Source organism: Haloferax sp. Atlit-10N, assembly GCF_003586325.1.
In the GTDB taxonomy this organism is placed as follows: Archaea; Halobacteriota; Halobacteria; order Halobacteriales; family Haloferacaceae; genus Haloferax; species Haloferax prahovense.
The window spans coordinates 257,859-270,524 of the sequence record NZ_PSYX01000001.1; the positions used below are offsets into that span (position 1 = coordinate 257,859).

15 protein-coding genes are annotated in these 12,666 nt (G+C 70.1%); 14 read left to right on the plus strand and 1 reads right to left on the minus strand.

Features of this window, described 5'->3' with window-relative positions; translation table 11 throughout:
* Positions 1-57 precede the first annotated feature (57 nt).
* The 12 genes from C5B91_RS01405 to C5B91_RS01460 all read left to right on the plus strand — a co-directional run bounded on the left by C5B91_RS01405 (position 58) and on the right by C5B91_RS01460 (position 9,863).
* Complete coding sequence (locus C5B91_RS01405; protein ID WP_115818993.1) at positions 58-693, plus strand: HAD family hydrolase; 636 nt, start codon at positions 58-60, stop codon at positions 691-693.
* On the plus strand, positions 684-1,592 hold the full coding sequence (locus C5B91_RS01410) for a CobD/CbiB family cobalamin biosynthesis protein (protein ID WP_008091877.1): 909 nt from the start codon (positions 684-686) through the stop codon (positions 1,590-1,592). Before C5B91_RS01405 ends, C5B91_RS01410 begins: the two co-directional genes overlap by 10 nt.
* Positions 1,583-2,347: an adenosylcobinamide-GDP ribazoletransferase gene (gene cobS, locus C5B91_RS01415; RefSeq protein ID WP_008091878.1), complete on the plus strand. Its 765-nt coding sequence runs from the start codon at positions 1,583-1,585 to the stop codon at positions 2,345-2,347. The genes C5B91_RS01410 and cobS overlap by 10 nt, the downstream gene beginning before the upstream one ends.
* Complete coding sequence (locus tag C5B91_RS01420) at positions 2,332-2,976, plus strand: NTP transferase domain-containing protein (RefSeq protein WP_233514182.1); 645 nt, start codon at positions 2,332-2,334, stop codon at positions 2,974-2,976. Before cobS ends, C5B91_RS01420 begins: the two co-directional genes overlap by 16 nt.
* A complete protein-coding gene (locus C5B91_RS01425) occupies positions 2,967-3,986 on the plus strand; it encodes a nicotinate-nucleotide--dimethylbenzimidazole phosphoribosyltransferase (protein WP_049968081.1) in 1,020 nt (339 codons plus the stop codon). Before C5B91_RS01420 ends, C5B91_RS01425 begins: the two co-directional genes overlap by 10 nt.
* A complete protein-coding gene (gene cobD / locus C5B91_RS01430; RefSeq protein WP_115818995.1) occupies positions 3,976-4,998 on the plus strand; it encodes a threonine-phosphate decarboxylase CobD in 1,023 nt (340 codons plus the stop codon). The genes C5B91_RS01425 and cobD overlap by 11 nt, the downstream gene beginning before the upstream one ends.
* Positions 4,991-5,719 carry an adenosylcobinamide amidohydrolase gene (locus C5B91_RS01435; protein WP_115818996.1) on the plus strand — a complete coding sequence of 243 codons (729 nt, stop codon included), beginning with the start codon at positions 4,991-4,993 and terminating at the stop codon, positions 5,717-5,719. Before cobD ends, C5B91_RS01435 begins: the two co-directional genes overlap by 8 nt.
* 99 nt (positions 5,720-5,818) lie before the next feature.
* A complete protein-coding gene (locus C5B91_RS01440; protein ID WP_115818997.1) occupies positions 5,819-6,832 on the plus strand; it encodes a histidinol-phosphate transaminase in 1,014 nt (337 codons plus the stop codon).
* Positions 6,833-7,194: 362 nt separating this feature from the next.
* Positions 7,195-7,968, plus strand: a complete 774-nt coding sequence (locus tag C5B91_RS01445; RefSeq protein ID WP_008091890.1) for a P-loop NTPase — start codon at positions 7,195-7,197, stop codon at positions 7,966-7,968.
* Entirely contained in the window at positions 7,965-8,549 is a 585-nt protein-coding gene (locus C5B91_RS01450) for a hypothetical protein (RefSeq protein ID WP_049968085.1), read from the plus strand. Before C5B91_RS01445 ends, C5B91_RS01450 begins: the two co-directional genes overlap by 4 nt.
* Before the next feature lie 64 nt (positions 8,550-8,613).
* Positions 8,614-9,069, plus strand: coding sequence for an OsmC family protein (locus tag C5B91_RS01455; protein WP_008091892.1), 456 nt, complete (start codon positions 8,614-8,616; stop codon positions 9,067-9,069).
* A gap of 62 nt (positions 9,070-9,131) precedes the next feature.
* Positions 9,132-9,863, plus strand: coding sequence for a hypothetical protein (locus C5B91_RS01460; protein WP_008091893.1), 732 nt, complete (start codon positions 9,132-9,134; stop codon positions 9,861-9,863).
* Positions 9,864-10,101: 238 nt separating this feature from the next.
* On the opposite strand, the gene C5B91_RS01465 is transcribed toward C5B91_RS01460, so the two are convergent.
* Entirely contained in the window at positions 10,102-10,548 is a 447-nt protein-coding gene (locus tag C5B91_RS01465; protein ID WP_008091894.1) for an ester cyclase, read from the minus strand.
* A gap of 568 nt (positions 10,549-11,116) precedes the next feature.
* Between C5B91_RS01465 and C5B91_RS01470 the strand changes: the two genes are divergently transcribed.
* On the plus strand, positions 11,117-11,650 hold the full coding sequence (locus tag C5B91_RS01470) for an amino acid-binding protein (protein ID WP_004973130.1): 534 nt from the start codon (positions 11,117-11,119) through the stop codon (positions 11,648-11,650).
* Complete coding sequence (locus C5B91_RS01475; protein WP_115818998.1) at positions 11,647-12,597, plus strand: homoserine dehydrogenase; 951 nt, start codon at positions 11,647-11,649, stop codon at positions 12,595-12,597. The genes C5B91_RS01470 and C5B91_RS01475 overlap by 4 nt, the downstream gene beginning before the upstream one ends.
* Positions 12,598-12,666 lie beyond the last annotated feature (69 nt).

Genomic DNA, 12,666 nt, shown 5'->3' on the forward strand with positions numbered 1-12,666 from the left:
CCGCAGCTGAACCCCCGCTTCGCTATATTCAAGTACAGTTTCGCCAATGAAATTCTAGTGGCAGTCACGTTCGACCTCTTCGGTACGCTCGTCGACGCCGAGTACCCGTCAGACCCCGGCGCGGCGGTCGCAGACGCGCTCCGCGAGTACGGCGTCGCCGTCCCCGACGACTGGGACGACGCCTACCGCGAGGTCCACATCGACGCGCCCGAAGGCGCGGAGGTTCCGCTTCCGGCTCACGTCGCCGCGGCGCTTCGCTCTCGGGGCGTCGATTCGCCGGATAACGCCGCCCGACGCGCGGTCATCACGGCGTTCGACCCCGAGGTGACCACCCGTCCCGGCGCGGTCGAGGCGGTCGCGGCTGCCCGCGAGGCCGGCGCGGTCGGCCTCCTCTCGAACTGTTCGGTTCCCGAACTCGTCGCGCGGACGCTCATCCGCTCGGACCTCGACCGGCGCGGCTTCGACGACATCACGACGAGCGTCGCCTGCGGCTGGCGGAAACCTCACCCGCAAGCGTTCGAGGCGGCCGCTCGCGGCCTCGGCGTCGAGGCGACCGAGGTAGTCCACGTCGGCGACGATCCGGACTCCGACGGCGGCGTCGAGGGCGTCGGCGGCCGGTTCGTGAACCTCCGGGAGACGACGCTCGAATCGGTCGCGGCGAGGCTACGCACCGGGGAGGACCCGTGCCCGTGACCGCCGCGGCCGCCGTCGTCGCCGCCGCGGCGCTGGACCGAGGGTTCGCCGAACCGCCGGCGCGCATCCACCCTGTCGCGCTGTTCGGACGACTCGTCTCCCCCGTCGACCGCGAGTGGGCCCGTCCGACGCTCGTCGGCGCGGTCGCGGCCGTCGCGCTCCCGGCTCTCGCCGCGGGCGTCGCCGCGGGCTCGACGTGGGGTGCGACGCTCGTCTCGCCGTGGCTCGGCGCGGCCGTCGCCGCGCTCGCGCTGTTTTCGACCACGAGCCTTCGCATGTTGCTCGACGCGGCGGAGACGGTCGTCTCGGCCACGGCGGACGAGTCCGACCTCGACGCCGCCCGGGACGAACTCCGGGCGCTGGCCGGGCGCGACCCGTCGTCGCTCTCGGCGGCCGACATCCGGAGCGCCGCCGTCGAGAGCGCCGCGGAGAACCTCGCCGACGGGCTCGTCGCCCCGTTGCTCGCGTTTACGCTCCTCGCGCCCGCGTCGCTCCCGCTCGCGGTCGGCGCGGCCGCGTGGGTGAAAGGCGTCAACACGCTCGACTCGATGCTCGGCTACCGACACAAGCCGGTCGGTCGCGTTCCGGCCCGCCTCGACGACGCGGTGATGTGGCTCCCGGCGCGCGTCTCGGCCGTCTTACTGGCCGTCGTCGCCGGCGCGCCGGCCACGGTGGCCCGGGTCGGCGAGCTGGCGCGCCGCCCGTCGTCGCCCAACTCGGGGTGGCCGATGGCGACCCTCGCGGTCCTGCTGGAAACGCGACTCGAAAAGCCCGGCCACTACCTGCTCGACGGGGGTCCCGAGGCACCCGACGCGGCGACGGCCGCGCGGGGCGTCCGACTCGTCTCGCGGGCGGGCCTCGCCGCGTTCGCCGTCGCGGGGGTGGTCGCGTGGTTCTGACCGCGCTCCGCGGCGCGCTCGGCTTCCTCACCCGCCTCCCCGTCGGCGGCGACGAGTCGAACTGGGACGCCTTCAGGCGCGCGCCCGTGGCGTTTCCGCTCGTCGGCTACGTCGTCGGCGCGCTCGCCGCGCTCCCGCTGTTGCTCCCGCTGCCGATTCCGACCGCGGCCGCGCTGTACCTCGTGACGCTGTACCTCGTGACCGGCGTCACCCACGCCGACGGCCTCGCGGACCTCGGCGACGCCGCGGTCGTCCACGGCGACGCCGGCCGGCGGCTGTCGGTCCTGAAGGACTCTCAGACGGGGGTCGGCGGCCTGCTCGCGTTCGGCCTGACGCTCGTCGTCCTCGCGCTCGGCGCGTTCGGACTCGCAGGCGCGGGTGGTCGCGTCGGCCTCACGGCCGCCGTCGCAATCGCGCTCGCCGCCGAGGTCGGCGCGAAAGCCGGCATGGCGACGCTGGTCTGTCTCGGCGCGCCCGCCCACGAGGGGCTCGGATCGGCGCTCGTCGGCGAGAACAGCCCCTCGGGGCTGCTCGCCGTCGCCGTGGCCTGTCTCCCGGTCGTCGCGCTCGCGCCGGTCACGGGCGGTCCCGCGGTCGTCGCGGCGCTCTGCTGTGGACCGGTCGTCGCGCTCCTCGTCCGCTCGTGGGGTCGCGCCCGACTCGGCGGCGTCTCGGGCGACCTGCTCGGCGCGACGAACGAACTGGCCCGCGCCGCGGCCGTCCACGTGGGGGTGGTGGTATGGACGCTCTCGTGATGTGCGGCGGCCGCGGCACCCGCCTCGACGCGCCGGTCGAAAAGCCGCTCGTGGAAATCTGCGGGCGGCCCATGCTCGACCGAGTCGCCGCGGCGCTCCGCGATTCGAGCGTCGAGACCGTCCGCGCGGTCACCTCGCCGCACACGCCGAACACCCGCGACCGCGCCGCCGACCTCGGTCTCGACCCCATCGAGGCCCCCGGCGACGGCTACGTCTCCGACCTCGGATTCGCGCTGGCCCGCGTCTCTCGACCGGCCGTCACCGTCGTCTCCGACCTGCCGCTCGTAGCTCCCGAACACGTCGACGCCGTCGTCGCGGCCGCCGATGGCGGGGCCGCCACCGCGTGCGTCCCCGTCGAACTGAAGCGAGAACTCGGCGCCAGCGTCGACGACGCGCTCGTCTTCGACTACGAGGGGACCGCCGTCTGCCCGACCGGACTGGGCGTCGTCGGCCCCGCGGACGCAGCTGCCGAGACCGACGCCGAGACGAACGCCGGCACCGGCGCCGACACCAACACCGACGCAGACACAGACACCGATTCGACCATGTACCTCTCCACAGACACCAGACTCGCACTCAACGTGAACCGCCCGACAGACATCGCGCTCGCGGAGGACCGATGCGAGTAGTCCTCGTCGCCGGCACGACCGAGACGGCGAAGATTCCCGGTATCAGCGCCGCCGGCGCGGACCCCTCGCTCGTCGGCCACACGCCGAGCGCCGACGCCGAAATCATCGAGTACGGCGAGCCCGTCCGCTCGCCGGTGACGCCGGTCAGCCCGACCGGCTGTCCGACGCCCGCGGCCGTCACCCGCGCCGTCAAGCAACTCACCGGATTCGACGTGCTCACCGTGGACGCCGGTCTCGCCAAGCCGAGCGCCGCACCGACCATCGACGTGGGGGCGCGACCCGGCCGCGACATCCGCGAGAGCGAACCGGTCCCGACCGCGCCCGGCGCGTTCGAGGCGGCCCGGCGGATGGGCCTCGCGCTCCCCGAAGACGAACTCGTCATCGGCGAGACCGTCCCCGGCGGGACGACCACCGCGCTCGCGGTGTTCCGCGCGCTCGGCGAGGAGTTCCCCGTCTCGTCGTCGCTCCCGGACAACCCGACGAGCCTGAAGGAAGAGGTCGTCGACGAGGCGTTCGAAGCCAGCGACGTCGAACCCGGCTTCGCGGCCCACAAGCCCCGGCGCGCCGCCCGCTACCTCGGCGACCCGGTGCTTCCGGTCGTTGCCGGACTCACCGTCGGCGCGCTCGAAAACGGTATCGACGTGACGCTCGGCGGCGGGACGCAACTGCTCGCGGCCGCCGCGCTCGCCCGCCACGCCGGCGCGAACGGCGACCTGACCCTCGCCACCACTTCGTACCTCGCCGACGACGTGCCCGAGTTGGCCGCCGCCGCCGAGGCGCTCGACCTCGAGTTGACCGTCACCGACCCCGGCTTCGAGACGCACCCGCTGGACCGCTACGCCGCGGGCGAGGCCAAGGAGGGCGCGGGGATGGGCGGCGCGCTCATGCTCGCCGACCGGATGGGCGTCCTCGACGACGTGGAGTCGGCCACGCTCGACGTGCTCTCGACGTTGGACCCCGAGGCCGTCGAGACCACGGCGGCCGACGCCGATACCGACGATGGACCCTGAGTCCGTCCGGGCGGGGAGCCGCGTCCCCCACGGCGGGACCACCGACCCGACCGTCCTCGACTTCAGCGCGAACACCAACCCCGAGCGGCCCGCGGGCGTCGAGGCGGTGTACCGCGAGGCGTTCGACGCTTCGACCCGCTACCCCGACGACGACTACGGCGACTTCCGGGCGGCCGCCGGCGACTACGTCGGCTGTGTCCCCGACGCGGTCGTGCCGACCGCGGGCGGCCTCGAAGCCCTGCGGCTCGCGTTCGAGGTGACGCTGTCGCCCGGCGACACCGCGCTCGTCCCCCAACCGAGTTTCGGGGAGTACGACCGCGAGATTCGCCTGCAGGGCGCGGAGCCGGTTCCCGTCGCCCACGACGAACTCCTCGACGCCGACCCCGCGGGCCACGCGGTCGCGGTCGTCTGCACGCCGAACAACCCGACGGGCGAACTCGCGCCCGCCGCCGACCTCCGGGCGTTCGCGGCGCGCTGCCGCGAGGCCGACACGGTCCTCGTCGTCGACGAGGCGTTCCTCGATTTCACCGACGAGCCGAGCCTCGCGGGAGAACCCGGCGTCGTCGTCGCCCGGTCGCTGACGAAGATGTTCGGCCTGCCGGGCATCCGCGCCGGGTTCGCCGTCGCCACCGACGACCTCGGCGACCGACTCGCCGTGGCCCGACGAGCGTGGTCGCTCTCGACGCCCGCGGCCGCCGTCGGCACGCACTGCATGGACGACGCAGAGTTCGTCTCGCGCACGCGAGAGCGCGTCGCGGACGAGCGCGAACGACTCCGCGAGACGCTGTCCGAGGCCTTCGACGTGTACCCGTCGGACGCGCCGTTTCTCCTCTTCGACGTCGGCGACCGCGACGTCGACGCGGTGGTCGAGACCGCCCGCGACCGCGGCGTCGCCGTCCGGGACGCGACGACGTTTCCGACGCTCGACTCGCACGTCCGCGTCGCGGTGAAACGCCCCGACGAGAACGACGAACTGCTCCGGGCGCTCGCCGCCGTCGCCGACGATGTTTGAGGCGACGCGCCGCGACGGCGTCTGTCGGCTGAGCCGTCCGGACACGCGCTGGCTCTCGACGGGCTACGCCGGCGGCGAGTCGCGGGCCGACGCCGCGTTCAACGTCACCGTCCCCGAGGGCTGGCCCGAGACGGACCTCGACGCGTACGTCGAACGTCGACTCTCGTCTGCCGGCTTCGACGAGCGCGGCCCGACGCTCCTGACGGGCGTGGGGCAGGAACACGCCCGACGCGCCCGGTTCGGCCCGGTCGGGGTCGTCGCCACTGCGGGCGTGTCGAACCCGGCGGAACTCCCGATAGACGGCGACCCGAGCGAACGGGACGACGAGTCGGACACGGCTGACGTGACGGCCGGCGGCGACGGCGGTGACCCGACAGGCACGGTCAACGTCTTCGTCGGGACGACGCGGTCGCTGGAGCCGGGTGCGCTCGCGAACCTCGTCGCCGTGGCCGCCGAGGCGAAGGCGGCGACGCTCCTCGACCGCTGCGGCGCGCCGGGGACGACGACCGACGCCGTGGTCGCCGCGTGCGACCCCACGGGCGACCCGGTGCCGTTCTCGGGGAGCGCGACCGAGGTCGGCAACGCCGCGCGGGTCTGCGTCCGCGACGCGGTGCTCGCGAGCCTCGATTCGCGGTACGACGACGACCCGATTCCCCGGGGCGTCGACGAGGCGAGTTACGGCGTCGTCGCCGACGACCGCGCGACCGTCTCTCCGATTTGAGAACCACCGAAAAAACGGCTCGTGGGGTGTGGAATCCACGGTGGTAGCTAAATGGTTCCCGTAGAAGCCTTGATTATAGTCGGTGGCTAGCACGTTGGTATGGATCCCGGTTCCGTTCCCGATGTCGACCACGTTACCCACGGCGGGACCGCCGACCACTCCCTCGTCGATTTCAGCACCGGGTCGAACCCGGAGCGGCCAGCGGGCATCGCCGGCGTCTACGAGTCGGCGCTCTCCACCTCGCGGCGATACTCGCTGGACGACTACTCTCGGTTTCGCGTCGCGGCCGCGGAGTTCGTGGGCTGTCACCCCGAGGAGGTCGTCCCCGCGGCGGGCGTCATCGAGGCGATGCGACTCGCCGTCGGAGTGACAGTCTCGCCGGGCGACAGCGTGGCGCTCCCGGCCCCGTGCTGCGGCGAGTACGCCCGCGAAATCCGGCTCCAAGGCGGCGAGCCGGTCCACGTTCCCCACGACCGACTGCTCGAAACCGTCGACCCCGGCGAGCACGCGGCGGTGATTCTCAGCTACCCCGCGAACCCGCTCGGGACGGCCTACCCGCGAGACGAGCTTCGGGCGTTCATCGACGACTGCCGCCGGGTCGACACGCCCGTCATCGTCGACGAGTCGTACCTCGGTTTCACGCGCCTCCCGAGCACGGCCGGCCTCGACGGCGTCATCGCCCTCCACTCGGTGACGAACGTCTTCGGCGTCCCCTCGCTCCGCGCGGGGTTCGCGGCCGCGACGGGTGACCTCGGCGACCGGCTCTCGCGGGCGCGGTGTACGTGGGTGTTGTCGGCCCCCGCGGTGGAGGTCGCGACGTTCTGTCTCAAACAGGACGCCTTCCTCGAAGCCACGCGGGACCGGGTCGAACGGGAGCGCCCGCGGGTGGTCGCGGGCTTGGACCGACTCGGGTACGAACCGCACCCGGCCGACAGCACGCTCGTCTTGTTCCGCGCCGACGACGTCGACCGCGTTCTTCACGAGACCCGGCGTCGCGGCTTCGCCGTCCGCGACGCCCGCGACTACCAGCGGCTCGACTCGCACGTCAGAATCAACGTCCGCCGCCCGGACGAAAACGACCGCCTGCTCGCCGCGCTCGCCGAGGCGGCCTGAGTCGCCGCGGTCGCGTCTCGCTTTCGACTCATCGAACGACCGCTGGCGGCTCTCGGTCTCGGTTTCGGTCTCACTTTCTCTCCGTCGGGGCCGCGGAACTCGTTCACCGACCGTCTCGCTGACCGCCGAGTCACCGATTCAGATAGACGATGAACGCGATGGTGAGGAGAGTCGCGTACACCGCGAACGTCGAGTCGTCGACGACGAAAGCGAACGATTGGATGACGATTCGGAACATCGCTGGTCGTTCTACACCATTATGGCCTCACTATTAATGCTTGTTACCGTTTAACACGGTGTTCGTCGGCGCGCGTCCACAGCCGTTCCGAACACTTATGCGAAATCACCGGACACGTGGGGGCATGGTCGAGGCGTTCGCCGTCGCCAGCGGGAAGGGCGGCACGGGGAAGACGACGAGTACGCTCGCGCTGGGGATGGCGCTCGCCGAGGACTACGACGTGACCGTCATCGACGCGGACACGGGCATGGCAAACCTGCTGTTCCACGCCGGGTTGGACGACGCCGACGTGACGCTCCACGACTTACTCGTCGACGAGCGCGACGCCGCGGTGTCCGACGCGGTCTACGAGCGGTTCGGCATGTCGGTCGTCCCCTGCGGGACGAGTCTCGCGGCGTTCGAGGCCGCGGACCCCGGTCGCCTCCGGGACGTGGTCGCCGAACTCGCCGCCGACGCGGACGTGCTCCTCCTTGATTCGCCCGCCGCGCTCGGCTCGAAGAGCGCGGTGCTTCCGGTCGTCCTCGCGGACCGCATCGTCGTCGTCCTCCAGCCCACCGTGCCGTCGTTGTCCGACGGGCTGAAAGTCCAGGAGTACGCTCACTCCTACGGCACCGACACGGCGGGCGTGGTGTTCAACCGCGTGCGACCCGACGAGAACGTCGACAAAATCGCCGAGCAGGCCGGCCGCTACTTCGGAGGGCAGACGCTCGCCTCGGTTCCCGAGAGTGACGCGGTCCGGGCGGCCCGCCGCGAGGGGAAACCCCTCCTCGCGCACGCCCCCGAGGACCCGGCCGCGGACGCTTTCCGCGAGGCGGCCGCCCGACTCGACGTGCGCGACGGCGACGGCCGCGACGTAGCAGAGCGGTTCAAGAGCGCCGTCGTCCCCGAGCGGATATGAGAATCCCGCGGGGCGAACTCCGCCGGTCGCGCGTCGTCGACGACGCCGCGGCGGTCCTTCGGGCGGTGCTCGACGAGGAACTGACCGGCTACGTCGTCTTCGAGCCGCAAGACGCGCTCCTCCTCGGCGAGACCACCAGCGGCGTCGTCACGTTCGAAGACGGGATTCCCGTGCTCGCCTACGACACGGAGCGCGAGGTCGGCGGCCGCGACGGCTTGGAGGGGTTCGCCGTCACCGGCCCGACCCGCGCCGCGGTCCACGCCGTCGACACCGCGGCCCTCGCGGACGCCCACGAGGTCGAGGCGTTCCGCATCCCGCCGGGCGAGCCGGCCCGCGTCCTCGCCGGCGACGAGCGGTTGGCAGAACAGACCGTCGACGCCGCCCCCGCCGCCCGCCGCGACGAGGGCCGCGACCAGAGCGCGGTCGAAGCGTTCCTCGCCGACGCCGACGCAATCGAGGAGATCCGGTCCGAGGCCCGCGAGGAGGCTCGCGCGAGGGCGTCGGAGTGGGGACTCGACGACGTGCTGGCGGACGACGCGCGCGACTCGGCCGCGATAGAACCCGGGACAGACAGCCGCTAACACGCTTCCCGAGGGCTGAGAACCGCCGACTGGTGTTATCGACCGCGTGCGCGTCTGTACGGCTATGTCCGCAGAGAAACCCCAACAACTCACCTTCGACGTCAGCGCCCGCGCGGACTCCCCGACCGAGACCCGCGTCTCCACCCGCGGCTTCGAGTTCGTCGTCGACGAGCCCGAATCGCTCGGTGGGGCGAACGCCGGGCCGAATCCCGTGGAGTACGTCCTCGGGGCGCTCGCCGGCTGTCTGAACGTCACGGGGCACGTGGTCGCCCGCGAGATGGACCTCGACGTACGAGACCTCGAAATCTCCATCGAGGGCGACCTGAACCCCGCGAAGTTCATCGGCAAGCGCGACGACGGCCGCGCCGGCTACGAGGAGATTCGCGTCGCGGTCACCGCCGACGTGGACGCCGACGAAGAGACCATCGACGCGTGGCTCGCCGCCGTGGAATCGCGCTGCCCGGTCAGCGACAACCTGACCAACGCGACGCCGCTCGCGCTCTCGTTCGACCGGCGGTAGGTGTCGTCCTCGCCTCGCCCACGCGGGGATAGAGCCAAACCGCCGTCGTCCGTAGTTCTCCTGTGACCGTTCTGCGCCTCCTTCGACTCCGCCGGCCCGCCGACTTCGCGGACTGGTACCGAATCGGTGCCGAGTACGTCCACGACGTGGCCGCGGGCATGGGACTCCGCGTCGGCGATTTCGAGTCGCGGGTGGTCCGCGCGACGGACGCCATGCGGGCGGGGCGGACCGACCTCCCACCGGACCTCGCCCGCTCCGTCGCCGCCGACCTGCTGGCCGACGCGGTGTTCTGCGACCCGTTCTGTCAGTGGATGCCGCTGTGGTACGAACTCGGCCTCGCGGCCCCCTGTGCCTACGCCGACTTCCGGCTTCGGCGGGTCGCCGAGCGCTACGCCGACGACCTCCCGCACCTGTCGGTGCCGCGGTTTTCCCGCCCGGACGACGTGTACGTCGACGGTCGCCCCGCGACGGCGTACGTCGACGGCTTCGCCGAGCGGTTCGTCCTCGCCGACGCGATTCTCCATCTAGAGTGGTTCACCTACGTCGCCCGCGAGTCGGGCATCTTCGTCCCGCCGCTGTTGGTCGAGCGGACCCGCGAGCAGACCGTCGCCTACTACACCGGCCGGCGGACCGAACTCGACCCCGACGTGCGGACCTTCCAGCGACTGCTGTTTTCGGACGACGAGTGGGTCCGTCGCATCGCCGACGTGTACGACCTCGACAGCGTCCTGTTCGACTACTGGGAGCGAATCCTCGCACAGGAACGCCGCCGGCTCTCGGCGTTCGACGGCTGACTCGCCGGTCGCCGAGGGGTGATTGCTGTCCACACGTCGCATATGACACTTGAAAAATGTTTTAACCGAGGACGTTGTAGGCGTCTACTGCAGGTACATACCTGCACTTGGGTTGCGTATACAGGGGAGTTTTTCCCCAGTGTCCGTGGAGTGCGGGCGGGTGCCCGGTCGCCCGTACTTCCTTCTCAGTCGCTGAGCGGCGCGTCCGTCGCACAAAAAGTATCGGTCTCTGTTCAGGTCACGCCTCAGGTAGTTCGACAGCGCCGAGTTGCGTGAGCATGCCGAGCATGTCCGGTTGGACCCACCGCTCGACTATCATGTCGTCTTCGATACGGCTGAACACCATGTTGCCGACCTCGACCGTCTTCCCGGTGGGTTCGATGCCCATGAACGCGCCGTCGTGCGTCCCGCGGAGCGTGACGCGCATGGCGACCGTGTCGCCCTCCGTAATCGCGTCTTCGACCGTGGCCGAGAAATCCGAAAAGGACTCTCGGAGCCCCGAAATCTGCGCTTTGAGTTCGTCGCGCCCCTGAACCTCTCCGAGCGGGCTGTGGTCGAGGATGTCCTCGGCACAAATCTCGTCGATGAGCCCGATGTTCCCCTCGCTCGCGACTTCCTCCGGGAAGCGTCGGGCGATTCGCTCGTTCCCCGTCGGCGTCGGTGTCGGTGTGCTTGCTGATGCCATTCTGAATTTCCCCTCTCGTATCCGTCCGCGTGCGGCCGCGTTCTCGCTCGCCGCCGGCGGTGGATACGACTGTATCTACGCTGTGTGGTCTGTTAACTATTGTTTGTTTAGAATCGTGTAGTTCGGGGAGATAGTTATGTTCATAACATACACAAACGGTGGTGTGGATAATCTGAGAACTAATCCGATAAGATATACTCGAACACTATCTTCTGAAATATTCTGATAGCTATTGAGAATCAGTTGAATAGCTACTAATATATGTCGCTTATCGAATATCGACTCAGAAATCGCTCGTGGCCGGTGCTGTCTCGATGAAGAGTATTGTATGATATCTGCGTTCTTCCTCGCCCCCAATCGTCGCCTCGGTGCGGTAATCTTTGTAGCGAACCTGAGTACATTTCGGGCCGACGCGCGTACGGCGAACCCTCAGTGATGACTCTCTCACAGCAGGCGGGACGACGGCCGCGTCCGCAGTCGGCGTCCGAGCCGTTCGAACGCAATACGTATATGGGTGTGCTCGCTCGACTCCCGACAATGAACGACACGTTGGTACGGTGTTGTACGGATGAGTGAGGTGCACAACGACGTCCAAGCGTACACGCTCCGGCTCGAACTCGTCGACGAACCCGGCGAACTCCTGCGCTCGCTGCAGCCCATCGCCGAACACGGAGGGAACCTCCTCTCGATTTTCCACGAGCGCGGCAACGTCACCCCGCGCGGTTACATCCCGGTGGAGGTCGATATTGAGGCGACTCCCGACCGCTTCGACAACATCGTCGAGGGCCTGAGCGACGCCGGCATCAACGTCATTCAGGCCGGAACCGAGCGCTACAGCGAGCGCCTGACCATCATCCTCTCGGGTCACCTCATCGAGACGGACCTCTCCGACACGCTGACGCAGATCGAGGCGACGCGGAACGCGACGGTCACCGACATCTCGCTGTCCGCGCCCGCCGGCTCCATCGACGTCTCCAGCGCCCGCTTCCAGTTGGCCGCCGCGTCGGGGGCGACTGAAGAGGTCCTCGCCGCGATGCGAGAAATCGCCGACGAAAAGGACCTGCAACTCGTCGAGCCGCTGACCGTGGGGGGTCGCGCGTGAGGCTCTGTGTCCTCGGCGCCGGTGCGGTCGGGAGTGCCGTCGTCGAACTGGCCGCGGAGCACGGCCACGTCGTGACCGCGTTCGCGGACTCCGAGAGCGCCGCCGTCGACGCCGACGGCCTCGACGCCGACGCGGTGCGCTCGAAGAAACGAGACGACGGCGTGGTCGGCGAGGCGGACCCCGGTGCGGTGTTCGACGCCGACTACGACGTGTTGGTGGAGGCGACGCCGACGACGCTCGGCGACGCCGAGCCCGGGTTCTCGCACGTCGAGCGGGCGCTGGCCGACGACCGGCACGTCGTGCTCGCGAACAAAGGGCCCGTGGCTGAACGGTACGCCGACCTGCGCGCGCTCGAAGCCGAAAGCGAGGGAATCGTCCGATTCGGCGCGACCGTCGGCGGCGCGCTTCCCATCCTCTCGACTATCGAGGACGTGGGTCCGTCGCGGGTGTCGGCGGTTTACGGCGTGCTGAACGGGACGGCGAACTTCGTTCTCTCGCGGATGGCCGCCGAGGGACTCGACTACGAGCACGTGCTCGCGGAGGCCCAGGACCTCGGCGTCGCCGAGGCGGACCCGACGTTCGACGTCGACGGGACGGACACGGCCCTCAAGGGTGTCATCGTCGCCAACGTCCTCTCCGACGGTGAGACGGAGTTCACGCTCGATGACGCCGAAGTCGAGGGGATTCAGGAGCTCTCGGGGAGCATGCTCGACCTGGCACAGGAAGACGGCCAGACGATTCGACTCATCGTCGAGGTCGCGGACGGCGCGGTCCGTGTCGGCCCGCGACTGGTACCTGAAAACGGGGCTGTCGCCCCGTCAGGGACGGAAAACGCCGTTCAAATCGAAGCCGACTACTGCGGTCGACTGGGTATCACCGGCCGAGGCGCCGGCGGTCCCGAGACGGCGAGCGCGGTGCTGACAGACGTCGAGCGACTCGCCGACTGACGTCGAGCGACGAGTTCGCGGCGAAAAGAGATGAAACGAGTCTGTTGACGGGGGACGGCCCTCGGGTTT

Bases quoted from the DNA above. Each gene is read 5' to 3' on its own strand.
- C5B91_RS01420 (WP_233514182.1), top strand. From the start codon at position 2,332: ATGGACGCTCTCGTGATGTGCGGCGGCCGCGGCACCCGCCTCGACGCG.
- C5B91_RS01425 (WP_049968081.1), top strand. From the start codon at position 2,967: ATGCGAGTAGTCCTCGTCGCCGGCACGACCGAGACGGCGAAGATTCCC.
- cobD (WP_115818995.1), top strand. From the start codon at position 3,976: ATGGACCCTGAGTCCGTCCGGGCGGGGAGCCGCGTCCCCCACGGCGGG.
- C5B91_RS01435 (WP_115818996.1), top strand. From the start codon at position 4,991: ATGTTTGAGGCGACGCGCCGCGACGGCGTCTGTCGGCTGAGCCGTCCG.
- C5B91_RS01440 (WP_115818997.1), top strand. From the start codon at position 5,819: ATGGATCCCGGTTCCGTTCCCGATGTCGACCACGTTACCCACGGCGGG.
- C5B91_RS01445 (WP_008091890.1), top strand. From the start codon at position 7,195: ATGGTCGAGGCGTTCGCCGTCGCCAGCGGGAAGGGCGGCACGGGGAAG.
- C5B91_RS01450 (WP_049968085.1), top strand. From the start codon at position 7,965: ATGAGAATCCCGCGGGGCGAACTCCGCCGGTCGCGCGTCGTCGACGAC.
- C5B91_RS01455 (WP_008091892.1), top strand. From the start codon at position 8,614: ATGTCCGCAGAGAAACCCCAACAACTCACCTTCGACGTCAGCGCCCGC.
- C5B91_RS01465 (WP_008091894.1), bottom strand. From the start codon at position 10,548: ATGGCATCAGCAAGCACACCGACACCGACGCCGACGGGGAACGAGCGA.
- C5B91_RS01470 (WP_004973130.1), top strand. From the start codon at position 11,117: ATGAGTGAGGTGCACAACGACGTCCAAGCGTACACGCTCCGGCTCGAA.